This is a genomic window from Rhizobium sp. 05N430 (assembly GCF_056396985.1).
Genome location: NZ_JBFTMO010000001.1, coordinates 755,175 through 777,474 on the forward strand (window position 1 = coordinate 755,175; position 22,300 = coordinate 777,474).

The window sequence follows — 22,300 nt, forward strand, 5'->3', positions numbered from 1 at the left end:
CCAAGGATCATGCCGCGGTTGGCATAGCGCTTTGTGCTGAAGCCAGTGTGACGGCAATTTCCTGCCAGAGTGTTGACCGTCAGCGAAAAGATGATGCGCGCCGCTCAACGAGAAATCGCAATGGATGGCAGAACGCCAAACGAAAACAGCGCAACGGAGCAGATCCGCCGCGCTGTTTCAAAACTCTCTTGGCGACTGCCTCTTAGATATCGAGGTTTTCTGCGAAAGCCGCACGATCCTGGATAAAGCGGAAGCGGGCTTCCGGCTTGGTGCCCATGAGGTCATCGACCGCCGTCCGGGTGCCCTCGAAATCGATCTCATCGATCAGCACGCGCAGCAATGTGCGTTTGCTCGGGTCCATGGTCGTTTCCTTGAGCTGGGCGGGCAGCATTTCGCCGAGACCTTTGAAGCGGCTGATCTCGACCTTCGACTTGCCCTTGAATTCCTTCTCCATCAGCTCGGCGCGGTGTCTGTCGTCGCGCGCATAGGCCGATTTCGCACCTTGCGTCAGCTTGTAGAGGGGCGGCACGGCAAGGAAGAGGTGACCGCCACGAACGAGCTCCGGCATCTCCTGATAGAAGAAGGTGATCAGCAGCGAGGCGATGTGAGCACCGTCGACGTCGGCATCGGTCATGACGATGATGCGTTCGTAGCGGAGGTCTTCCTCGCGGTATTTCGAGCGCGTGCCGCAGCCGAGCGCCTGGACGAGGTCCGAAAGCTGCTGGTTGGCACCGAGCTTTTCGCGCCCGGCGCTGGCGACGTTGAGGATCTTGCCGCGCAGCGGCAGGATCGCCTGGTTTGAGCGGTTCCGCGCCTGCTTGGCAGAGCCGCCTGCCGAGTCACCTTCGACGATGAAGAGTTCGGCGCCGGCAGCGGTGTTCTGCGAGCAGTCGGCGAGCTTGCCGGGCAGGCGCAGCTTGCGTACCGCGGTCTTGCGGTTGACTTCCTTTTCCTTGCGGCGGCGAAGGCGCTCTTCAGCGCGTTCGATCACCCAGTCGAGCAGCTTCGCTGTCTCGTTGGGATTGTCGGCAAGGTAATGGTCGAAGGGGTCGCGCAGAGCGTTTTCGACGATGCGCTGGGCCTCGACGGTAGCGAGCTTGTCCTTCGTCTGGCCGACGAACTCAGGCTCACGGATGAAGATCGACAGCATGCCGACCGCGGAGATCATCACATCGTCGGTGGTGATCTGCGCGGCACGCTTGTTCTGCGTCAGTTCGCCATAGGCCTTCAGACCCTTGGTCAGAGCAATGCGCAGTCCGGCCTCGTGCGTACCGCCTTCTGGCGTCGGAATGGTGTTGCAATAGGAATGAAGCTGGGGATCGCCGCCATACCAGGTGATCGCCCATTCCATCGAGCCGTGGCCGCTGGCCTTCTCGGTCTTGCCGGCGAAGATCTCGCGGGTGACCGTGAAGTCCTTGCCCATCGTTGCCTGAAGATAATCCTTCAAGCCGCCGGGGAAGTGGAAGACCGCCTTGTTCGGGACATCGGACCCCTCAGGCAGAATGCCGTCATCGCAGCTCCAACGGATTTCGACGCCGCCGAAGAGATAGGCTTTAGACCGCGCCATGCGGAACACGCGGCCCGCGTCGAACTTGGCATGATCGCCGAAGATCTGCGGATCCGGATGGAAGCGGACGCGGGTGCCGCGCCGGTTATGAACGTCGCCGAGTTCCTCGAGACCACCCTGCGGCAGCCCGCGCGAAAAACGCTGGCGGTAGAGCTTGCGATTGCGGGCGACCTCGACTTCCAGATCGTCGGACAGTGCGTTGACGACCGAGACGCCGACGCCGTGCAGACCGCCCGACGTTTCATAGGCCTTGCCGTCGAACTTACCGCCGGCATGCAGCTTGGTCATGATCACTTCGAGCGTCGATTTGCCGGGAACCTGCGGATGGTTCTCGACCGGGATACCACGGCCGTTGTCGCTGACCGTCAGATAGCCCTGGATATCGAGATGGACCTCGATGAAATTGGCGTGACCGGCAACGGCTTCGTCCATCGAGTTATCGATGACTTCGGCAAACAGGTGGTGCAATGCCTTCTCGTCGGTGCCGCCGATATACATGCCGGGACGCATGCGGACCGGCTCGAGGCCTTCGAGAACGCGGATCGACGAGGCGCCGTAGTCATCCGATGTGGATGAGGCGGGGCCGGGGCGGGCGGAAGCGGCGGGTGCCGCCACGACGGGCTTTTCCGCAGGCGCAGCCGGCTTTGCTGGCTCCTCCTGCTTGGGCGCGAGGGGCATTCCGGCGAAGAGGTCGTTGCTGTCATCCATGGAATCGTTCAGATCTTCAATCCTGTTTGGGCAGCCCGTCCGCATGGGCTGGACCCAAAATCACCGCATTTGATGTCACGTTTGCGAATCAGGCAGATTTTGCCAGAAATCGCCTCGTTACGCGACGCCGCCCGATTTGGCGGAATTCTCTAGAATTGGTTTGCGTTGCCGGGCGCGGAATGGCAAGCGGACTTATCTCTGAGGAAAGCGCTCGCATGAAAATGTCCACAAGTCATTGCATGATTGTCACCGCAATTGCGGCCTTTTTGCTGTCCGGCGGGCTGAAGGCCTCCGCGGCCGACGTCTTGCCGCCGTACAAGGACGAGCTGTTTTCGGCACAGACCGTGCTTCAGACCGCCGATAACGGCGCCTTCGAGACGATCAGCTATGACGAGATGCGCGACATCAACGGCCGCGACCAGATCCCGGAACAGCGCGTCCAGCAGAAATATGTCTCGCTCGGTATCCGCAAGCTGCAACAGGAAGAAACGCTCTCGCTCGATGGGCACCGGATCGATGTCACCAGGGTGGGACCGGCGGAAAATGCGGCCTTTACGGTGATCTTCATTCATGGGCGCGACGGCACGCGCCGGCTCGGTGCCAACGATTTCACCTTCGGCGGCAACTTCAACCGGGTGAAGAACCTCGTTGCCGGCAATGGCGGCGTCTATTACTCGCCGACCGTCAAGACCTTCGACAGCGATGGCGTTGCCAACATCGTCGAGCTGATCCGCTACGCCAGCGAGAAGTCCGGTGGCAAGCCTGTCATTCTCACCTGCGCCTCGATGGGCACCCAGATCTGCTGGGGCGTGACGCGGGATGCGGCGAGCGTCAAGCGACTGAAGGGCATGCTGATCATGAGCGGGGTCACCGATCCGGATTTCACCAAGAGCGCCTTCTACAAGGCCAAGCTGCCGATGTATTTCGCCCATGGCAGCCGCGATCCTGTCTATGCCGCAACCGATCAGCAGGGGCTGTTCGAAACGCTCTACAAGTCCAAGTACCCGACCCGCTTCACGCTGTTCGATACCGGCAATCACGGGACGCCGATCCGGATGATCGACTGGCGCAAGGTGCTGAACTGGATTCTTGCGTCCTAGGCAGTCCAGCGAGTGCATTTTAAGCATTTTGCGCGCTAAACCGTCTTTTTCCCTTACGTAAGGGGCGGAAAGCTTTTCATTCGCTGCTGCTTTTGCTAAGGCCGCAGCATACCGGAAAAATGTGGAAGGCTTGGCATGACACCTGACGTGCGTCCGCTCGTGGCGGGGAACTGGAAAATGAACGGTACCCGCGACTCCCTCGACCAGATCAAGGCGATCTCGGAAGGTGTCAAAGGTCCGCTCTCCTCGAAGGTCGAAGCGCTGATCTGCCCGCCGGCCACGCTGCTCTACGTGGCGACGGCGCTCTGCACCGACAGCCCGCTGGCGATCGGCGCGCAGGATTGCCATCAGAAGCCGTCCGGCGCCCATACCGGTGACATCTCAGCGGAAATGATCGCCGATTGCTTCGGCACTTACGTCATCGTTGGTCACTCCGAGCGTCGCACGGACCATGCCGAGACCGACCATCTGGTGCGCGCCAAGGCCGAGGCTGCATTCGCTGCCGACCTGACCGCCATCGTCTGCATCGGCGAGACCGCCGACGAGCGCAAGGCCGGCCAGACGCTCGATATCATCAAGCGTCAGCTTTCGGCCTCGGTGCCCGACACCGCGACGGCCGAAAACACCGTGATCGCCTATGAGCCCGTCTGGGCAATCGGCACCGGTCTGACGCCGACCGTCGATGACGTCGAGAAGGCGCATGCCTTCATGCGCAGCGAGCTGACGGCCCGTTTCGGCGCCGAGGGCAAGAAGGTTCGCATCCTCTATGGCGGGTCGGTCAAGCCTTCCAACGCCAAGGAGCTGATGGGTGTCGCCAATGTCGATGGCGCACTGATTGGCGGCGCGAGCTTGAAAGCGGCAGATTTCCTCGCCATCTACGGCGCATACACGGAACTCACTGCCTAAATCTGAGCTAAGGGCTTGGAATAGGCGATTGCCTCATGTAAAGAGCGCCAGATTTTATTGGATGCCCGCCTTGCGGGCAGGACTGGACCCATGCAGACCGTATTGATTGTCATCCACCTCATGATCGTGCTGGCGCTTGTCGGCGTCGTGCTTATCCAGCGTTCGGAAGGCGGCGGCCTCGGCATCGGCGGCGGTTCCGGCTTCATGTCGGCGCGCGGCACGGCCAATGCGCTGACCCGCACGACCGCGATCCTGGCGACGCTGTTCTTCATCACATCGCTCGGCCTCGGCATCCTGACGCGTTACCAGGGCAATCCGACGGATATCCTGAACCGCATTCCAGCAACGAGTGGCGCCGGCAACGGCATTCTCGATTCGCTGGGCGGCGGCGCGGCCAAGCCTCCGGCCAATCAGCCTGCCAGCAACGGTGTTCCGAATGGCGGCGCTGCTGCTCCGGCTCCTGCAGCTCCCGCGGCTCCGGCCCCGGCTGCATCCGCGCCTGCTGCAACGGCTCCGGCGGCTCAGGCACCTGCCGCGACGGCTCCCGCCGCCAGCGCACCGGCCGCAGCACCTGCTACTCCCGCCACCCCGGCCCAGCCGGGCGGCGTACCGACCGGACAATAAACCGGTCAGCGAAATAAACCGCCGGCAGGCCCAAGGGTCTGCCGGTTTTCTTTTGTTCAGATTTCACGCTGGCACCAAAAGTTCTGGAAAAGAATTTTTGGGCTGGTGGAATCGTTTTTGAAAAGGTATCCGGTGACTCCCATGGCGCGATACGTATTCATCACTGGCGGCGTGGTTTCCTCTCTCGGTAAAGGAATTGCGGCCGCGGCTCTCGGAGCGTTGCTGCAGGCCCGTGGATATCGGGTGCGGCTTCGCAAGCTCGACCCCTATCTGAACGTGGACCCGGGCACCATGAGCCCGACCCAGCACGGCGAAGTCTTCGTCACCGACGACGGCGCGGAAACCGATCTCGATCTCGGCCATTACGAGCGCTTCACGGGGCGTTCGGCGACCAAGACCGACAACATCACCACCGGCCGCATCTACAAGAACATCATCGACAAGGAACGCCGCGGCGATTACCTCGGCGCCACCGTCCAGGTCATTCCGCACGTCACCAACGAAATCAAGGATTTCGTCATCGAGGGCAATGACGACTACGATTTCGTCATCTGCGAAATCGGCGGCACGGTCGGCGACATCGAGGCGATGCCGTTCATGGAAGCGATCCGCCAGCTCGGCAACGATCTGCCGCGCGGCACCGCGATCTACGTTCACCTGACGCTGATGCCCTATATTCCGGCAGCCGGCGAGCTGAAGACCAAGCCGACGCAGCACTCCGTCAAGGAACTGCAGGCGCTCGGCATTCATCCCGATATCCTTTTGGTGCGCGCCGACCGCGAAATTCCGGAAGCCGAGCGCCGCAAGCTCTCGCTGTTCTGCAACGTTCGCCCGTCCGCCGTCATCCAGGCACTCGACGTTGCTAATATCTACGACGTGCCGATCGCTTATCACAAGGAAGGCCTCGACAACGAAGTGCTCGCAGCATTCGGCATTGAACCGGCACCGAAGCCACGCCTCGACGCCTGGGATGAGGTCTGCAGCCGTATCCGCACGCCTGAGGGCGAAGTGACGATCGCGATCGTCGGCAAGTACACCGGCCTCAAGGATGCCTACAAGTCGCTGATCGAAGCGCTGCATCACGGCGGCATCGCCAACCGCGTCAAGGTCAACCTCGAATGGATCGAGTCGGAAATCTTCGAAAAGGAAGATCCGGCACCCTATCTCGAAAAGGTTCACGGCATTCTGGTGCCGGGCGGTTTCGGCGAGCGTGGTTCGGAAGGCAAGATCAAGGCGGCGCAGTTCGCCCGCGAACGCAACGTTCCCTATTTCGGTATCTGCTTCGGCATGCAGATGGCAGTCGTAGAAGCCGCTCGTCACCTGGCAGGCATCGAGAAGGCCTCGTCGACCGAGTTCGGCAAGACCGAAGAGCCGGTGGTCGGCCTGATGACCGAATGGGTCAAGGGCAACGAACTGCAGAAGCGCAATGCGGCCGGCGACCTCGGCGGCACCATGCGTCTCGGCGCCTACAAGGCAGCCCTGAAGAAGGGCACCAAAATCGCCGACATCTATGGCTCGACCGATATTTCCGAGCGCCACCGCCACCGCTACGAAGTCAATGTCGACTACAAGGACCGCCTGGAAAATTGCGGCCTGGTGTTCTCCGGCATGTCGCCTGACGGCGTGCTGCCGGAAACGGTCGAATATCCTGACCATCCGTGGTTCATCGGCGTTCAGTACCACCCGGAACTGAAGTCGCGCCCGCTCGACCCGCATCCGCTCTTTGCCAGTTTCATTGAAGCGGCGACCGAGCAGAGCCGTCTGGTCTGATCTGATAAAAGGCCGCCTCATCGAGGTGGCCTTTTATCTATGTTGGCGAGGGCTATCTTGAGCGGCATGAGCTCGTCCCGCTGCACCACAGTTTCCTTGACCAATTGCCCCGTCAGCGGCCGCGATCTATGACCGCTTCCTTGATTCGCAGCCTGCCGGTTATGTTCGAAGCGTGGTCCAGAATTCGCGCTGAGAGGGTTCCTGTCTTCACAGACGCAGCCAAAGATGGTAGAGACTCCGCCATCCGCCGGTTTGAGCGGCGCGAAGCGTCTCATGGGGAGATTGTTTGATGAAAACCAACGGCACCGAAAACCACAGCTGAACAAGCCGTGCCGTTGGGGGCTGGCATGTTCGGTCCATCATCAAACGACATTTCCTGCCCCATGGAGGGCCTTCATGTTTCGTCGCTTCGAAAAGCTGACCGATCCTTTCCAAACCTATGCCGAAGAGACGCCGCCCGATAGGGTTTGGCCATTCATCTTCAATACACTGAAACCGCTCCGCCACGTCGCCGCCGCCAGTCTGGCGCTGACCGCCGTCAGCGCGATCCTTGAAGTCTGGCTGATCGGCTATTCTGCCCGGCTGGTCGATATACTGGCGGCAATCCGTCCCGGTGAGCTCTGGGCGCGTCACGGTGGCGAGCTGTTGTTTGCCGCCTTTCTTCTGCTGGTCATCCGCCCGGTTGCCGCGCTGTTCTGCGAAGGGCTCGACGACATCGTCTTCAAGCCGAATGCCGTCACAATGATCCGCTGGCGGGCACTTCGTCATGTCCAGCGCCAATCCGTAGGCTGGTTCCAGAACGATTTCTCGGGGCGCATCGCTGCACGCGTTCAGGAGATCGGCAACAGCGCCACCGGTGCCGCCTATTGCTTCCTCCACACCATCTTCTACGTGGCGATCTATATCGCCGGGTCAGTCTGGCTGATGGCTTCCGTCGATATCAGGCTGGTCATTCCGATGCTGGTTTGGGTGGGGCTGTATTTCGCGCTGATGGCCTATGTCATTCCGCGTGTCAGGCTGGCCTCGGAGCATTTCCAGGAGGCGGACTCGGCCTTGTCCGGCTTGCTGGTCGATACGTTCTCCAACATGGACACGATCAAGCTCTTCTCTCGCCAGCGGGACGAGGACCGCGACAGCAGGCAAAATCTGGATGCCGCTCGCCGGGCCTTCATCGCCTCGCAAAAACTCGAGGTGACGGTCAACAGCAGCATGGTGCTTCTGAGCAGCCTGCTGATGGTCAGCCTGATCGGCTATTCCATCCTGCTCTGGCAAAACGGCAATGCGCCGCTCGGTATGGTCGCTGCCGCACTGGCCCTCGGCTTCCGGATCACCGCCATGGCCGAATGGCTGCTGGATGCCGTTGCCTCGCTGTTCAACCATGTGGGTGCCGCACGCGATCAGCTGCGGCTCATCGCACAGGCGGTCGATATCCCGGATGCGCCGGATGCGGGCGAGCTGCGGCTGAACGGCGGGACGCTCAGCTTCGACAATGTCAGTCATCATTACGGCAAGGGGCAGGGTGGCCTGGAGCGTGTCACGCTCAAGGTCGAGGCGGGAGAGAAGGTCGGGCTGGTCGGCCGGTCAGGCGCGGGGAAATCGACGCTGGTCAATCTGGCGCTGCGCTTTTTCGAAGCCGAGAGCGGGCTGATTTGCGTCGACGGCCAGGATATCCGCACCGTTACGCAGGAAAGCCTGCGCAGCCGTTTCAGCATGGTGGCGCAGAATGCCGCGCTGCTGCATCGCTCGGTGCGCGACAACATCGCCTACGGCCGCGAGGACCTGCCGCAGGCGATGATCGAGGCGGCGGCAGCAAAGGCGCATGCCGACAGCTTCATCCCTGGCCTGCGCGATCAGCAAGGCCGTGCCGGCTATGACGCGCATGTCGGCGAACGCGGTGTCAAGCTCTCCGGCGGGCAGCGTCAGCGCATTGCGCTGGCGCGGGCGATCCTGAAGAACGCGCCGATCCTGATCCTTGATGAAGCGACATCGGCGCTCGATTCGGAAGTGGAAGCGGCCATCCAGGATACGCTCTACGGCTTCATGGAGGGCAAGACGGTGATCGCCATCGCCCACCGGCTCTCGACCATCGCCCGGATGGACCGGATCGTTGTGCTGGATCAGGGCAGGATCGTCGAGGAAGGCCGCCACGAGGAGCTGCTGAGACAGGACGGCATCTATGCGCGCCTCTGGTCGCGTCAGTCCGGCGGCTTCCTGGGGCTCGATTCAGGCAATTGAGAAAAGTGGCCCGGCGTCATAGCGCCGGGCCACGTGTCTTACGCCGCTCTCGGCAAGGGACCGACATAGACCGAGCGCGGCCTGATAAGCCGCCCCTGCAGCGCCTGCTCGCGCGCATGGGCAATCCAGCCGACCGTCCGGCCAATGGCGAAGACGCCGGTGAAGGCTTCGCGCGGGAAGCCCAATGTTTCCAAGAGCAGCGCCGTATAGAACTCGACATTGACGTCGAGCGGACGATCCGGCTTGCGCTGCTTGAGGATCGAAAGCGCCGCGCCTTCGACGGCCTCGGCCAGCGCCACGCGGGCGCTATCAACCTGTCCGGTCGCTGTCAGTGGTTTCAGAGCGTTTTTCAGGGCGTCGGCGCGGGGGTCGCGGACGCGGTAGATGCGATGGCCGAACCCCATCAACCGCCCGCCCTTGTCGAGCGCATTGCCAAGCCATGCCTCGGCGTTTCCGGCTTGGCCGATGGCGTCGAGCATATCCAGCACCGGCCCCGGCGCGCCGCCGTGCAGCGGGCCCTTGAGGGCGCTGATTGCCGCGAGCACTGAGGAAGTGAGACCGGCTTGGGTCGAGGCGATGACGCGCGAGGCGAAGGTCGAGGCATTCAGGCCGTGGTCGGAGATGGTGACCAGATAGGTGTCGAGGGCCGATGTCTGTTCACCACTCGGAGGCATGCCGTTGAGCATCCGCAGGATGTCGGCCGACTGGGCCAGTGTTTGATCGGGCGCTATCGGAGCCTGGCCTTTCTGCAGCCGCAGAATTGCAGGGAGGAATACGGCGGATGCCGCCATCAGGCGGATGGCGACTGTGCTGCCTTCGCCATCGGGCAGGCGCGCGAGCAGGGCGCGCATGGCATCGACTGGCGGCAGCGCCAGGATCGTGGCATCGGCCGCTGCGACATGGCGGAATATATCGGCGCGTGCTTCGCCGAGACGCCGCGTCAGGGAGGCTTCATCGAGCGCTTCGGGCATCAGGCCATCGAGCAGCAGAGTCGCGGTGCGCTCGTAGGTGCTGTCGGCGACGAGATCATCCAGCGAGACGCCGCGGATGATCAGCCGGCCGGCTTCGCCATCAACATCCGAGAGCTGCGTTTCTGCTGCGACGACATCTTCAAGACCATTCTTCATCGGTGTTTCTCCTTTACCCGATAAAGGATCGGGCTTAGATTAGTTGACGTCAATCTTGATGCAATTGATCAATGTGAGGTTCACATGTCCTGGCTGACGGCAGAGGAGGCGCTGGCGCAACTCGGCACCAAACCGCAGACGCTCTATGCCAATGTCAGCCGTGGCCGCATTCGCGCCAAGGCCGATCCCGCCGATCCGCGGCGCAGCCTCTATCACACCGCCGACGTCACCCGGCTGGCCGAACGCCATGCCGGGCGCCGCAAAAGCGAGACGGTCGCGGCCGAGGCGATCCAGTGGGGCGATCCGGTCTTGCCATCCGCCGTTTCGACGATCGTCGACGGCAGGCTTTACTACCGCGGCCGCGATGCGGTTTCGCTGTCGGCCTCGGCAACGCTGGAAGCGGCGGCGGCCGTTCTTTGGGATGCGCCTGCCGTCGGGCTTACGGGTGAGGTCATCGAAGGCGGCCCGCCTGTCATCCGCAACGCATTCCTGGCGCTTGCCGGCAGAGTGACGCGGGATCTTCCAAGCCTCGGGCGTTCGCGTTCGGTGCTGCGCAGCGAAGCGATCTCGGTTTTCAGCTGTGTCAGCGCCGCGCTCGCGCCCGGTCGCGGCGATTTCGTCCATATCCGTCTCGCCAATGACTGGGGCAGGCCGAAGGCTGCCGACTGCCTGCGCCGGGCACTGGTGCTTCTTGCGGACCATGAGCTCAATGCATCGACATTTGCCGCCAGGGTCACGGCGTCTTCGGGTGCGTCTCTTTCGGCCGCGGTGCTTTCGGGCCTCTCGGCGCTGACCGGCCCGTTGCACGGCGGCGCGTGGCAGGGTGTTTCCGCGCTCGCGGACATGGCAAGACACGCTGGCGCCGAAGAGGCGGTGCGCCGCGTTCTCTCTCAGGGAAATCCGCTTCCGGCTTTCGGTCATCCCTTGTATCCGGACGGTGACATAAGGGCATCGGCGCTTCTTCAACATTTCGAGATGCCCCGCCTGTTCGAGGAGATTAGTAAGGCAGGCGAAGCGGCGACAGGTGAGCGGGCGAATGTCGATTTCGCCCTGACAGCGATGGCGGAGAGTTTTGCGCTGCCCGGCGAGGCGCCGATGGTGATCTTCGCTCTGGCGCGCACGTGCGGCTGGCTGGCCCATGCGATGGAGCAGGTCGAAGACGGCCATCTGATCCGCCCGCGGGCGCGCTATTGCGGTCCGGCCTTGGTGGCCGGCGGCTAACGCTTGCCAGCGGCGGCGCTTTTCTGCATACGGGATCAAGCTTTTGTTTTATGATGGCGAGCCGGAAAACAGGCCGATCGCTTGCGCAGCGACTGCGCATCTCAGGATTGGCCGAAAGTCATGTGGGGACGTATCATGGGCTTGGTTTCGACAATCCTTCGCGGATCGGCCGCTGCATGCATATTGCTCGCGCTGCCGGTTGCCGCAGCGGCGCAGACGAGCGGCTGCGCGCTGCAGAACGCCGATGGCGGACGCCGGATCCTGCGGTGCCCAGGCGGCGTGACGGTCACCGCTGAAGCCGGTGCCGGATTCAATCTCAACGACCGGAATGGCGACGGCAGTCCCGACAGCGCATCGCTGCGGCGCAAGGCGATCCTCGTCGATGTCGACAGCAGCCGTCATACGGGCGGCTTTCAAGTGGTGACGCCACAGGCGATTGCGGCTGTCCGCGGCACGCAATGGGCTGTCGATGTCGGTGGCGGACAGACCTCGGTGCTGGTCGTCCGCGGCGCGGTTGCCGTGCGGCGCCCGCAGGGCGATTCCGTCGTTCTTCGTCCGGGCGAGGGCGTCGATGTTCGCGCTGGCAGCAGCGCGCTCGAAGTTCGCCGCTGGCCGCAGGCGCGCGCCGCGGCACTGCTTGCCCGCCTCGGCCAGTAGGATCCCATGCCCCGTCAGAATGTTTTTGTGACCGCCGCGCTGCTTCTGTCCGCGATCTGGGGCGCGTTCCTTGGCTCGGCGCATCTTGGCGGCGGCGCGACCGTTCTCGATCGTCCCGAAGCGTCGCTGACCGATCTCAAGAGCACGCTGATCGGCAGGAGAACGCCGCCACCCGTCGTTGCGATCGCGGCGATCGACGATCGGACAGCTGCGGCGCATGGCTATCCGCTCGACCGCGCAACGCTGGCCAAGGCAGTGACGGCTATTGCCGCCTTGAAGCCCAAAGTCATAGCGCTCGATCTGCTCTTCGTTGATCCCGGTAACGATGCGGCCGATAGCGCTCTGGCGTCGGCGCTTCAGCTTGCTCCGTCGGTGATCGCTGGTGCTGCAGTCTTCCCACAGAGCGTCCAGTTCGTCGGCAACGAAGCAAACGATCCGCTGGCGGCCATTCCCGTCGCGGAGAGCCTTTTGCTTCCGCAAGAACGGCTTGCCGATGTCGCGGCGACCGGCATCGTCAATGTCTCGACGGACCAGACCGGCGTACCGCGCTTCATCCCGCTGCTGTCGCGCGGCGAGGGGCGTATCGACCCGTCCTTTCCGCTGAAGGCGGCGTCGCTGGCGATCGGCCACGATCCGGCATTCCAGCCCGGCGCGATCGCCTTTACCGACACCCGCATCCCGACCGACACAGGACAGCGTCTGCCGCTGACCTTCTACGGCCCACGCGGCACCATTCCGACCGTCAGCATCGCCGATGCGCTCGATGGCAAGCTCACCGCGCAGGATGTGGCCGACAAGGTCGTTGTCATCGGCTCCACGGTCACCGGCGGCGGCGATGTCTTTCCGACGCCCTTCGATCCGGTTCTGCCTGGCGTCGAAGTGATGTCGACGGCGATCACGCATCTGGTCGCCGGGGACAGCGTCATCCGCGACCACAATGTCCGCCGATTCGATGCGACCCTTGCGGTGCTCCTGCCGCTTGCCGTCGTCGGTCTGCTTGCCTGGCGGCGCAGCGTCATCGGTTTCGGGATGATCGCGCTGCTGTTCGTCGCCTGGGCCGGCGTCAATGTCGTGGCATTCCGGCAGGGATACTGGCTGAGTGCGGCATTGCCGATTGCAGCCGCGCTACCTCCCGCGCTGATCTTCGGCGCCGCGCAGCTGTTTACCGACCGCCGCCGCGCCCGCCTTTTCGCCGCGCAGAGCGAATTGCTGCAGCGGATCGAAGCGCCCGGCCTCGGGGAGTGGTTGGCCCGGGATCCGGCCTTCCTCTCCCATCCCGTGCGCCAGAATGCTGCCGTAGTGTTCATCGATCTCTCGGGCTTTACCGGCATGAGCGAAGCCGTCGGTGCCGTCGCAGTCCGCGAGATTCTCAGCGGCTTCTTCGAGCTTGTCGATGAAGAGGCGCGCGCCCACCAGGGCGCGATAACCAGCTTCATGGGCGATGGAGCGATGATCCTCTTCGGCCTGCCGGAACCACAGCCGGACGACGCTGCGCGTGCAGCCGCCTGTGCACTGTCGCTGGCGGAGCGCACCCGCGCCTGGCTGGCTGCCAACCCGACTCTACCCACAGGCCATAAGGTCGGCTTCAAGATCGGCGCGCATTGCGGTCCGGTCGTCGCATCGCGTCTCGGGACCGGCAACCGCCAGCAGATCACCGCAACGGGTGACACCGTCAATGTCGCCAGCCGGCTGATGGAAGTGGCGGCCGGGCGCGGGTCGGAGATCGCTTTCAGCGCAGCGCTGGTGCATGCGGCCTACCAGGGCGGCACACCGCCTGCGGGTGGAATTCTCGAGGGACCATTCGAGACGCGCATTCGCGGGCGGGCTGGCGGCATCGAAGTCTGGTTGCGGCGGCAGCAGGCTGCCTGAAACTGCGCTTTGACTTTTTGCCTGCAAAGGGATAGGAACGCGCCAACCGTTCGGCCGGGCAGATCCCGGCCAAGGCGCGCTTGCGCCTGAAAATTCCGAAAGACAGATCACATGACAGAGATTAACGGCGTCGTTCCGGCGATCGCCAAGGCGTTGTCGAAGCGCGGCTATACGGCGTTGACCCCGGTTCAGCAGGCAATGCTCGACCCGGCGCTTGCCTCGAAGGACGCCCTCGTATCGGCCCAGACCGGCTCCGGCAAGACCGTAGCCTTTGGCCTGGCGCTGGCACCGACGCTGCTTCAGGACGACGACCGCTTCGAGCCGGCAGCGGAACCGCTGGCCCTGGTCATCGCGCCGACTCGCGAACTCGCCCTGCAGGTCAAGCGCGAGCTTGAATGGCTCTACGAAATGACCGGCGCGCTGATCGTCAGCTGCGTCGGCGGCATGGATATCCGCAGCGAGCGCCGGGCGCTGGAGCGCGGCGCCCATATCGTCGTCGGCACGCCTGGCCGTCTTTGCGACCATATCCGCCGCCGAGCACTCGATATTTCGTCGCTGAAGGCCGTCGTGCTCGATGAGGCGGACGAGATGCTCGATCTCGGCTTCCGCGAAGACCTGGAATTCATCCTCGAATCGTCGCCTGACGACCGTCGCACACTGATGTTTTCGGCAACGGTGCCGGCGGCTATTGCCAAGCTCGCCAAGAGCTTCCAGCGTGATGCGGTTCGCATCTCGACGCAGTCGGAAGAAAAGCAGCATGTCGATATCGAATATCGTGCATTGGCCGTTGCTCCCTCCGATCGCGAGAATGCCATCGTCAACGTACTGCGCTACTATGATGCCAAGAATGCCATCGTTTTCTGCTCGACGCGTGCGGCCGTCAATCACCTGACGGCGCGGTTCAACAATCGCAATTTCTCGGTCGTCGCACTCTCCGGCGAACTGACGCAGAACGAACGGACGCACGCGCTGCAGGCCATGCGCGACGGACGCGCCCGCGTCTGCATCGCGACAGACGTTGCCGCCCGCGGCATCGATCTGCCGGGCCTCGATCTCGTCATCCATGCCGATCTGCCGACCAACTCTGAAACGCTGCTTCACCGCAGCGGCCGCACGGGCCGCGCCGGGCGCAAGGGCGTCAGCGCCATCATCGTGCCGCTGAATGCCCGCCGCAAGGCCGAGCGCATTCTGGATGGCGCCGGCGTTTCGCCGACCTGGGCTCGCCCGCCGTCTGCCGAAGAAGTGATGCAGCGCGACGACGAGCGGCTGCTTGCCGATCCGATTCTTAGCGAAGCGCAGTCCGATGACGACCAGACGCTCGTCAATCGCCTGATCGCCAACTATGGCGCCGAGAAGCTGGCTGCCGCTTTCGTACGGCTCTACCGCTCAAATCAGTCTGCGCCTGAAGATATCACTGAGGTGTCGCTTGACGGCGGTGCACGCAAGCGCCGCGACAATGCCGATGGTCCGCGTGAGCCGAGCCAGAAGGGGCCGCGCGACGATTTCGGCGCCAGCGTCTGGTTCTCGCTTTCGGTCGGTCGCAAGCATAATGCCGAACCGCGCTGGCTGATCCCGATGATCTGCCGCAACGGCAACCTGACGAAGCGCGAGATCGGCGCTATCAAGATGCAGCCGGAAGAAACCTTCGTGGAGATCGCCGCCGGCAATGCCGAGGCATTTCTCGCGGCACTTGGCCCAAACAAGACGATGGAACGCGGTATTCGCGTCAATCGCCTGAACGGCACCCCCGATTTCAGCCGCCCGGCGAACGACCGGCCTGCGGGCAAGAAGGCCTACGAGGCACGCCGCGACGACGCCGTGCGCGACGACCGCCCGAAGGCGAAGTTCAAGAAGGACTTCTCCCCGGAGCAGGCGCCGGCCGGTGGCGAGCGCAGCGACAAACCCTGGAGCAAGAAGCCCGGCAAGCCGAAATTCGAAGGTAAGCCAAGAGCCGAAGGTCAGAAGTTCGAAGGCAAGCCCAAGTTTGAGGGCAAGCCGAAGTTCGAAGGCCAGAAATTCGAGGGCAAGGGCGGCTTCGCTCCGAAGGGCAAGTTCAGCAAGAAGAAGCAGGGCTGAGGCTGGCGGCAACGCCATCCCGGCCGCTCGATAGCGGGCAGCAGCGATGACGATGATGGCCGGTGCGATGGTTCACGATGCGGAAGCGTTCATACGCCGCCATCTTGAGCTTCGCCCGGCGCCATCGGTCCCGGAAATTTCTCTCTATGCCGCCCATCCGGCAAGCCGTCTCGGCCGCCTGCCGGGCGGTGGTGGCGAGCCGCCGTACTGGGCCTATCATTGGGCCGGCGGCAGCGCACTGGCCCGCCATATTCTCGACAATCCCGATATCGTCGGCGGCCGCAAGCTGATCGATCTCGGCTGCGGCTCCGGCATCGTTGCGATAGCGGCGGCGAAAGGGGGCGCGTCTCTTGTGACCGCCATTGATACCGACCACTATGCGATCGCCGCCACGGCGCTCAACGCGCAGGCAAACGGCGTCGTGATCGATGTCCTCCAGGCTGACATTCTCGGCGATCCGCCACCTTCGGCCGATCTCATCCTCGCCGGCGATCTGTTCTACAATCGCAAACTTGCACGCAGGACGCTGCCCTTCCTGCAGCGCTGCAGGGCAGCGGGCATTTCGGTGCTGATCGGTGATCCTGGCCGCAAGACGCTGCCACGCAGCAGGCTGACTGCGGTCGCCGAATACAGGGTTGCGGATTTCGGGGAAGGCGAGGCGAGCGGCGGTATCTACAGGCTCGCGAAGTGAACGGCGCCCGCATGCAGGCGCCGCTCGATAAACTCACACGGCGCGCGTCAGGCCGCCGTCGACGCGAAGGTTCTGGCCAGTGATGTAGGCAGCGCCGTCGGACGCCAGGAAGGCGATGGTGGCGGCGATTTCTTCACTGGTGCCGTAACGTTTCATCGGTACGCTGTCGCGGCGCTCTTCGGTCGCAGGCAGGCTGTCGATCCAGCCCGGCAGCACGTTGTTCATGCGGATGTTGTCGCCGGCATAGGTCTCGGCGAAGATCTTTGTGAAGGAGGCCAGACCAGCGCGGAACACTGCCGAGGTCGGGAACATCGCGCTCGGCTCGAAGGCCCAGGCCGTCGAGATGTTGATGATGGCGCCCGACTTCTGCTTCTGCATGTGCGGCGTGACGAGGCGCGCCGGGCGGATGACGTTCATCAGGTAGACGTCCATGCCGCGATGCCAATCTTCATCGGTAATCTCGAGGATCGGCGCGCGCGGGCCGTGGCCGGCGCTGTTGACGAGAACATCGATACGGCCCCATTCGGAGACCGCACGATCGACCAGCTTGCGGAGATCATCGTTCGACTGGTTCGAACCGGTGACGCCGAAACCGCCAAGTTCGCGGGCAAGCTCTTCGCCTTTTCCAGACGAAGACAGGATCGCCACCTTGTAGCCATCCTCAGCCAGGCGCTTTGCGGCCGCGGCACCCATGCCGCTACCGCCCGCCGTCACCAGTGCTACCTTATCAACCGACATGCATGCCTCCATTGCAGACGCGCACCGGACCAGCCGATGCGCCGTTATATGATGGCAGCCTTGATATCACTCCGGTTTTGCAAAGGCGAGCGCTACAACGGCTACATTGCGAGCCGGAAGCGCATATCCTCAGGTTCGCCGTTCCGCTCGAAGCGGACAACCAGCTCATCCAGTGCAACGCCGATATCGGCATCGGTCCAGCCCTGGCTTTTCAGACGCAGGAAGATCTCCTGCATGCGGAGCCGCAGGAACACGGCGAGATCGGGATCGGAATCTTTAATCGAACGCATGGCTCTACTCTGAAATCCTCGAAACACGGCTGCAGAAAGAAACGGGCTCGCCACGCGAAACAGGAGGCGAGCCCTTGCCCTCGCAGGTCCGCCGACTTGCATCAGGCACCCGCCAAGACGGCGGGTATAGAATTGAAGGTTCGGAGGCGGATCGGACGCCTCATCATCAAGTAACCATAAGACGGCATGCGTGTCGCGTGACGCGGCCGTGACACGACCTTTGCGCGAAAGCATCGCTTTTACCTGCATCCTACTGATCTGAAACGGGTCACTCTACGTAATCCCCGCCGAGAACGAGAGACATATTCATGCGGGTATTGATTATCGGATTGGGACTATTGGCAATCATTGCATGGGCAGCAGCCTTCTACATAACATCAGGCGCCTTCTGAAAACCCGCTTTGCCGGTCAGTGTGCTGCGCCCGTTGGGACGATCGACAGCGCGGAAATCGCCATCGATGCGCCTTGCGGAAGAATAGATGATATGTCATTTATTGTGATGTCATCGGATATCACTTCATGCCTCCAGAACACGAAAAGATTGCCGCCACCTTCGGTGCATTGGTGGCGCAGACGGCGCGATTGTGGCGCCGGGCTGCCGACCAGCGGCTGCAGCCCTTCGGTCTGACGGAAGCCACATGGCTGCCGCTGCTGCGGATCTCTCGCTCCGAGGTGCCGATGCATCAAAGAGCGCTCGCGGCATCACTTTCGCTCGATAATTCCTCGGTCGTCCGGCTCATCGACAATCTGGAAACGGCTGGCCTAGTCGAACGCCAGGAGGGCGAGGATCGGCGTTCGAAGGCGATCATTCTGACCGAGGCCGGGCGTCATACAGTGATCGATGTCGAGCGCATCGCCCAGGGCGTTCGCGAAGAAGCGCTCGCCGGTCTCTCCAAGGCCGACGTCGAGACGGCCTTCCGCGTGCTCGAGCATATTTCGAGCGTCTTTTCCCGCAACGGCGAGGAGCCGACACCGTGAATTCTCATCCTGGCCGCATGGCCGGCGCCGAGCCGCTGACTGCCCGTAAGGCCGTTCCCGTCTGGCTTTTGGCGCTGGTTACCTTCAGCGGCACGCTTGCCATGCATATTTTCGTGCCTGCCTTGCCTGCAGCCGCCACGGATCTTGGGGCGAGCATCGGCGAGATGCAGATGACGGTCAGCCTCTATATTTTCGGACTTGCCGTCGGCCAATTGATCTACGGACCGCTTTCCGACCGCTATGGACGGCGGCCCGTGCTGATGAGCGGGCTGGTGCTTTACACGCTGGCGGGGTTCGCCGCGCTGTTTGCGCCCGGCGTCCACGCGTTGATCGCTGCGCGGCTGTTTCAGGCGCTTGGCGGATGTGCCGGACTGGTGATCGCCAGGGCCATCGTCCGGGACACCTCGACGGCTGACGACACGGCAAAACGGCTGGCGGTGATGAACCTGATGGTCACCGTCGGTCCTGGCCTGGCGCCGATCGCCGGCGGGGCGCTGGCCGCGACACTCGGCTGGCGGTCGATCTTCGTCGCCTTATGCGCGCTCGGCGTTCTCAACATGCTGATGACCTGGAAGATGGTGCCGGAAACCGGCAGGCGCAATGTAGAAGCATCGATGAAATCGCTGAGCCGCGATTATCTCGGTCTGCTTCGCTCGCCCGCCTTCGTCGGTTACGCCATTGGCGGCGGCTGCGCCACGACATCGATGTATGCCTTCACGGCCGCCGCGCCGTTCATCGTCATCAATGAGTTGCACCGGCCGGCGACCGAGGTCGGCATCTGCCTCGCGCTGTTGATCTTCGGCTATTGGATCGGCAGCATGATCGCCACGCGGCTGATCGGCAGGATTGCCATGAAGCCACTGATGCTCGTTTCCAATCTCGTCAGCATCGCGGCTGCGATCGCCTTCTTCGGGCTGGCGGCAACCGGCGAGCTCGGCCTGCTGCCGATGATGGCGGCGATCATGGTTTATACGATCGGGGCTGGGGTGGCGTCGCCGAATGCGCTGACGCTTGCCGTCAGCGTCAATCCGAAGGTCACCGGCTCAGCCTCGGGACTCTATGGAGCCACACAGATGGCCGTCGGAGCCGTCTGCACTGCGCTCGCAGGCATTGGTGGCGATCCGGGCTTTGCCGCAGCGAGTGTCATTCTCGGCGCCAGCCTGTTGGCGCAGAGCTGCTTCTGGATCGGCGTGAAAGCCAGCCGGATCAGGGCAGAAGCGCCGGCCGCAGCAGCATGACGGGGCAGGGCGCGCCGGCCTCAAGGGCGGGCGCATTCGGCGGACGAATGATCAGGCAATCGGCCTGCGCGAAGATCTTCATCATCGACGAATCCTGCTTGCCGAAAGGCCGCGCACGGCGTGCACCGTCCGGTGACATTTCAAAGCTGGCCCGAACATAATCCTGCCGGTGATCGTTGGCCGCGAGATCGACCGCGACCTCGACGATCGCCTCGCGCTTCACCGGCGGCAGCGAGGCGAGCTTGCGCAGCAGTGGTTCGAGGAAGAGCAGGGCACAGACGAGGCTCGAGACCGGATTTCCGGGCAGACCGAGAACATGGATCCTGCCGAGACTTCCGACCATCAGCGGCTTGCCGGGACGCATGGCGATACGCCAGAAATCAAGCTGCATGCCTGCCGCTATTAGCGTTGCCTGCACGAGGTCGTGATCGCCGACCGATGCGCCGCCAAGCGTGACGATGACATCGGCGCCGGCGCCTTCGGCCCTGCGCACCGCTTCGGTGATGGCTGTGCTATCATCCGGCACGATGCCGAGATCGAGCACCTCGCCACCGGCATTGCGCACGAGCGCGGCAATGCCGAAGCCGCTTGACGCAACGATCTGCGAAGGGCCGGGCGTGCCGCCAGGTGCCAGCAGTTCATCGCCCGTTGCAAGGATCGCCACCAGCGGCTTGCGCAGAGCCGGGATTTCGGCATGGTTCATGCCGGCCGCGACCGTGAGCCGCGTGAAATCCATGACAGTGCCTGATGTGAGCACCGTTTCGCCGAGACGGAAATCCTGCCCCCGCGGGCGGATATGCTGGTTTTCGCGAACCGGAAACTTGGTGCGGATGCCACCATCGATCTTTTCGGCGTCCTCCTGGAGCAAAACGCTGTCGGCACTATCAGGCACAGGGGCACCGGTGAAGATGCGGACGGCTTCGCCATCACCAATCGCGCCGTCGAATGCATGCCCAGCCGACGAGGTACCGATGACGCGAAGTTCGGCGCCGGGCTCCGGCGCATCCGCGCGGCGCAGTGCATATCCATCCATGGCGGAAGAGTTGAAGGGCGGCTGCGTCAGCCGTGCGGCAAGATCGCCCGCCAGCACGCGCCCATCGGCGGCGGCGAGCGGCACGGTCTGCGCATCGGCGATCGGCGAGGCGCTGCCGAGCAGGCGTGCCTGCGCATCCTCGACCGGCAGCAGGCTCATGATTGCGCCTCCGGGTGACGGAAATCGCCGGACTTGCCGCCCGACTTTTCCAACAGCCTGACACCGCCGATTTCCATCGCCTTGTCAGCGGCTTTCGCCATGTCGTAGATCGTCAGGCAGGCGACCGACACGGCGGTCAGCGCCTCCATCTCGACGCCTGTCTTGCCGGTCAGCTTCGCCGTCGCCGTGACCCTGAGGCCCGGAAGCGCTGCATCTTCGGCGATCTCGATACTGACCTTGGTCAGCATCAGCGGATGGCAGAGCGGAATGAGGTTGGCCGTCTGCTTGGCCGCCATGATGCCGGCCAGCCGGGCCGTACCGATGACGTCGCCCTTCCTGGCATTGCCGTCGCGGATCAGCGCCAGGGTTTCCTGGGACATCCGGATATAGCCTTCGGCAGTGGCAATGCGCACGGTCTCGGCCTTGCCGCTGACATCGACCATATGCGCCTCACCGGCGGCATCGATGTGGGTAAGGCCGGGCTTGGCGCCGCTCATGTCATTCAGCCGCGATTGCCGCTTCGCCGAAGAGAAGCGCGCGGGTGGCCGCCGTAACGTCATCCTTGCGCATCAGGCTTTCGCCGACGAGGAAGGTATTGATGTTGAAGGCCTGAAGGCGCCTGCAATCAGCATTGGTGAAGATACCGCTCTCGCCGACCAGCAGCTTGTCTGAAGGCACCATCGCCGAAAGCTTCTCGCTGACGGTCAGGCTGACTTCGAATGTGCGCAGATTGCGGTTGTTGATCCCGAGGAGCGGCGACGAGAGCTTCAGCGCCCGCTGCGTTTCCTCTTCGTCGTGGACCTCGACCAGGACATCCATACCGAGCGCAAAGGCTTCGTCCTGCAGGCGCTCCGCATCGCTGTCCGTCAGCGAGGCCATGATCAGCAGGATGCAGTCGGCGCCCCAGGCGCGGGCTTCGTGGACCTGATAGGTCTCGAACATGAAATCCTTGCGCAGCGCCGGTAGCGCGCAGGCAGCACGCGCCGCTGTCAGGAATTCCGGTGCGCCCTGAAAGCTTGGCGTATCCGTCAGCACGGACAGGCAGGCAGCCCCACCGTCCTCATAGGCCTTTGCCAGGGCCGGCGGATCGAAATCCGGGCGGATGAGGCCCTTGGACGGGCTTGCCTTCTTGATCTCAGCGATCAGTCCGTAGAGCCCTGCATCGCGCTTGGCGACCAGCGCCTTGTGAAAGCCGCGCGGCGCCGATTGGCCTGCCTGCATTGCCTTGAGATCGGCGAGCGAGACCTTGGCCTTGGCGGCGGCGATTTCCTCGCGCTTGTAAGTCTCGATCTTCTTCAGGATATCGGTCATCG

19 protein-coding genes are annotated in these 22,300 nt (G+C 63.2%); 12 read left to right on the plus strand and 7 right to left on the minus strand.

Annotation, left to right across the window (positions count from 1 at the left end; translation table 11 throughout):
• Positions 1-202: 202 nt before the first annotated feature.
• Positions 203-2,275, minus strand: a complete 2,073-nt coding sequence (gene parE, locus AC1DJO_RS03745; RefSeq protein WP_112387353.1) for a DNA topoisomerase IV subunit B — start codon at positions 2,273-2,275, stop codon at positions 203-205.
• A 215-nt stretch (positions 2,276-2,490) separates the two neighbouring features.
• Between parE and AC1DJO_RS03750 the strand changes: the two genes are divergently transcribed.
• From AC1DJO_RS03750 to AC1DJO_RS03770, 5 genes are all read left to right on the plus strand, one after another.
• On the plus strand, positions 2,491-3,375 hold the full coding sequence (locus AC1DJO_RS03750; protein WP_477969137.1) for an alpha/beta hydrolase: 885 nt from the start codon (positions 2,491-2,493) through the stop codon (positions 3,373-3,375).
• 135 nt (positions 3,376-3,510) lie between these two features.
• Positions 3,511-4,281 (plus strand): triose-phosphate isomerase, encoded by a 771-nt coding sequence (tpiA, locus tag AC1DJO_RS03755; RefSeq protein ID WP_477969139.1) that lies wholly within the window; start codon positions 3,511-3,513, stop codon positions 4,279-4,281.
• Between the two features lie 90 nt (positions 4,282-4,371).
• Complete coding sequence (gene secG, locus AC1DJO_RS03760) at positions 4,372-4,905, plus strand: preprotein translocase subunit SecG (RefSeq protein WP_477969141.1); 534 nt, start codon at positions 4,372-4,374, stop codon at positions 4,903-4,905.
• Positions 4,906-5,046: 141 nt separating this feature from the next.
• Positions 5,047-6,675, plus strand: a complete 1,629-nt coding sequence (locus AC1DJO_RS03765) for a CTP synthase (RefSeq protein ID WP_477969143.1) — start codon at positions 5,047-5,049, stop codon at positions 6,673-6,675.
• Between the two features lie 396 nt (positions 6,676-7,071).
• Positions 7,072-8,910, plus strand: a complete 1,839-nt coding sequence (locus AC1DJO_RS03770; protein ID WP_477969145.1) for an ABC transporter ATP-binding protein — start codon at positions 7,072-7,074, stop codon at positions 8,908-8,910.
• Between the two features lie 38 nt (positions 8,911-8,948).
• Here AC1DJO_RS03770 and AC1DJO_RS03775 read toward each other — a convergent pair whose 3' ends face one another.
• Positions 8,949-10,037, minus strand: a complete 1,089-nt coding sequence (locus tag AC1DJO_RS03775) for a citrate synthase/methylcitrate synthase (RefSeq protein WP_477969147.1) — start codon at positions 10,035-10,037, stop codon at positions 8,949-8,951.
• 84 nt (positions 10,038-10,121) lie between these two features.
• Between AC1DJO_RS03775 and AC1DJO_RS03780 the strand changes: the two genes are divergently transcribed.
• The 5 genes from AC1DJO_RS03780 to AC1DJO_RS03800 all read left to right on the plus strand — a co-directional run bounded on the left by AC1DJO_RS03780 (position 10,122) and on the right by AC1DJO_RS03800 (position 16,551).
• A complete protein-coding gene (locus tag AC1DJO_RS03780; RefSeq protein ID WP_477969149.1) occupies positions 10,122-11,258 on the plus strand; it encodes a citrate synthase in 1,137 nt (378 codons plus the stop codon).
• A 120-nt stretch (positions 11,259-11,378) separates the two neighbouring features.
• Positions 11,379-11,915, plus strand: a complete 537-nt coding sequence (locus tag AC1DJO_RS03785; RefSeq protein WP_477969151.1) for a FecR domain-containing protein — start codon at positions 11,379-11,381, stop codon at positions 11,913-11,915.
• Positions 11,916-11,921: 6 nt separating this feature from the next.
• The gene (locus tag AC1DJO_RS03790; protein WP_477969153.1) at positions 11,922-13,784 is read left to right on the plus strand and encodes a CHASE2 domain-containing protein; all 1,863 of its coding nucleotides are present in this window, start codon (positions 11,922-11,924) and stop codon (positions 13,782-13,784) included.
• Positions 13,785-13,895: 111 nt separating this feature from the next.
• Positions 13,896-15,860, plus strand: a complete 1,965-nt coding sequence (locus tag AC1DJO_RS03795) for a DEAD/DEAH box helicase (RefSeq protein WP_477969155.1) — start codon at positions 13,896-13,898, stop codon at positions 15,858-15,860.
• Positions 15,861-15,906: 46 nt separating this feature from the next.
• Entirely contained in the window at positions 15,907-16,551 is a 645-nt protein-coding gene (locus tag AC1DJO_RS03800) for a class I SAM-dependent methyltransferase (RefSeq protein WP_477969157.1), read from the plus strand.
• Between the two features lie 33 nt (positions 16,552-16,584).
• On the opposite strand, the gene AC1DJO_RS03805 is transcribed toward AC1DJO_RS03800, so the two are convergent.
• Together AC1DJO_RS03805 and AC1DJO_RS03810 are read right to left on the minus strand one after the other, a co-directional pair.
• On the minus strand, positions 16,585-17,289 hold the full coding sequence (locus tag AC1DJO_RS03805; protein ID WP_112518516.1) for an SDR family oxidoreductase: 705 nt from the start codon (positions 17,287-17,289) through the stop codon (positions 16,585-16,587).
• A 101-nt stretch (positions 17,290-17,390) separates the two neighbouring features.
• On the minus strand, positions 17,391-17,579 hold the full coding sequence (locus tag AC1DJO_RS03810) for a hypothetical protein (RefSeq protein ID WP_112387367.1): 189 nt from the start codon (positions 17,577-17,579) through the stop codon (positions 17,391-17,393).
• A gap of 519 nt (positions 17,580-18,098) precedes the next feature.
• Between AC1DJO_RS03810 and AC1DJO_RS03815 the strand changes: the two genes are divergently transcribed.
• Both AC1DJO_RS03815 and AC1DJO_RS03820 read left to right on the plus strand, forming a co-directional pair.
• Positions 18,099-18,557 (plus strand): MarR family winged helix-turn-helix transcriptional regulator, encoded by a 459-nt coding sequence (locus tag AC1DJO_RS03815; RefSeq protein ID WP_477969159.1) that lies wholly within the window; start codon positions 18,099-18,101, stop codon positions 18,555-18,557.
• Complete coding sequence (locus tag AC1DJO_RS03820; RefSeq protein ID WP_477969161.1) at positions 18,554-19,795, plus strand: multidrug effflux MFS transporter; 1,242 nt, start codon at positions 18,554-18,556, stop codon at positions 19,793-19,795. Before AC1DJO_RS03815 ends, AC1DJO_RS03820 begins: the two co-directional genes overlap by 4 nt.
• On the opposite strand, the gene AC1DJO_RS03825 is transcribed toward AC1DJO_RS03820, so the two are convergent.
• From AC1DJO_RS03825 to trpC, 3 genes are read right to left on the minus strand one after another with little or no spacing between them, the layout of a single operon-like run.
• Complete coding sequence (locus tag AC1DJO_RS03825) at positions 19,764-20,987, minus strand: molybdopterin molybdotransferase MoeA (protein ID WP_477969163.1); 1,224 nt, start codon at positions 20,985-20,987, stop codon at positions 19,764-19,766. The genes AC1DJO_RS03820 and AC1DJO_RS03825 overlap by 32 nt on opposite strands.
• Entirely contained in the window at positions 20,984-21,484 is a 501-nt protein-coding gene (moaC, locus tag AC1DJO_RS03830) for a cyclic pyranopterin monophosphate synthase MoaC (protein WP_477969165.1), read from the minus strand. The genes AC1DJO_RS03825 and moaC overlap by 4 nt, the downstream gene beginning before the upstream one ends.
• Before the next feature lies 1 nt (position 21,485).
• Positions 21,486-22,298, minus strand: a complete 813-nt coding sequence (trpC, locus tag AC1DJO_RS03835) for an indole-3-glycerol phosphate synthase TrpC (protein ID WP_477969167.1) — start codon at positions 22,296-22,298, stop codon at positions 21,486-21,488.
• Positions 22,299-22,300 lie beyond the last annotated feature (2 nt).

Excerpts from the sequence above, each read along its gene's own strand:
- parE (WP_112387353.1), bottom strand. The coding sequence starts at position 2,275 with ATGGATGACAGCAACGACCTCTTCGCCGGAATGCCCCTCGCGCCCAAG.
- AC1DJO_RS03750 (WP_477969137.1), top strand. The coding sequence starts at position 2,491 with ATGAAAATGTCCACAAGTCATTGCATGATTGTCACCGCAATTGCGGCC.
- tpiA (WP_477969139.1), top strand. The coding sequence starts at position 3,511 with ATGACACCTGACGTGCGTCCGCTCGTGGCGGGGAACTGGAAAATGAAC.
- secG (WP_477969141.1), top strand. The coding sequence starts at position 4,372 with ATGCAGACCGTATTGATTGTCATCCACCTCATGATCGTGCTGGCGCTT.
- AC1DJO_RS03765 (WP_477969143.1), top strand. The coding sequence starts at position 5,047 with ATGGCGCGATACGTATTCATCACTGGCGGCGTGGTTTCCTCTCTCGGT.
- AC1DJO_RS03770 (WP_477969145.1), top strand. The coding sequence starts at position 7,072 with ATGTTTCGTCGCTTCGAAAAGCTGACCGATCCTTTCCAAACCTATGCC.
- AC1DJO_RS03775 (WP_477969147.1), bottom strand. The coding sequence starts at position 10,037 with ATGAAGAATGGTCTTGAAGATGTCGTCGCAGCAGAAACGCAGCTCTCG.
- AC1DJO_RS03780 (WP_477969149.1), top strand. The coding sequence starts at position 10,122 with ATGTCCTGGCTGACGGCAGAGGAGGCGCTGGCGCAACTCGGCACCAAA.
- AC1DJO_RS03785 (WP_477969151.1), top strand. The coding sequence starts at position 11,379 with ATGTGGGGACGTATCATGGGCTTGGTTTCGACAATCCTTCGCGGATCG.
- AC1DJO_RS03790 (WP_477969153.1), top strand. The coding sequence starts at position 11,922 with ATGCCCCGTCAGAATGTTTTTGTGACCGCCGCGCTGCTTCTGTCCGCG.
- AC1DJO_RS03795 (WP_477969155.1), top strand. The coding sequence starts at position 13,896 with ATGACAGAGATTAACGGCGTCGTTCCGGCGATCGCCAAGGCGTTGTCG.
- AC1DJO_RS03800 (WP_477969157.1), top strand. The coding sequence starts at position 15,907 with ATGACGATGATGGCCGGTGCGATGGTTCACGATGCGGAAGCGTTCATA.
- AC1DJO_RS03805 (WP_112518516.1), bottom strand. The coding sequence starts at position 17,289 with ATGTCGGTTGATAAGGTAGCACTGGTGACGGCGGGCGGTAGCGGCATG.
- AC1DJO_RS03810 (WP_112387367.1), bottom strand. The coding sequence starts at position 17,579 with ATGCGTTCGATTAAAGATTCCGATCCCGATCTCGCCGTGTTCCTGCGG.
- AC1DJO_RS03815 (WP_477969159.1), top strand. The coding sequence starts at position 18,099 with ATGCCTCCAGAACACGAAAAGATTGCCGCCACCTTCGGTGCATTGGTG.
- AC1DJO_RS03825 (WP_477969163.1), bottom strand. The coding sequence starts at position 20,987 with ATGAGCCTGCTGCCGGTCGAGGATGCGCAGGCACGCCTGCTCGGCAGC.
- moaC (WP_477969165.1), bottom strand. The coding sequence starts at position 21,484 with ATGAGCGGCGCCAAGCCCGGCCTTACCCACATCGATGCCGCCGGTGAG.
- trpC (WP_477969167.1), bottom strand. The coding sequence starts at position 22,298 with ATGACCGATATCCTGAAGAAGATCGAGACTTACAAGCGCGAGGAAATC.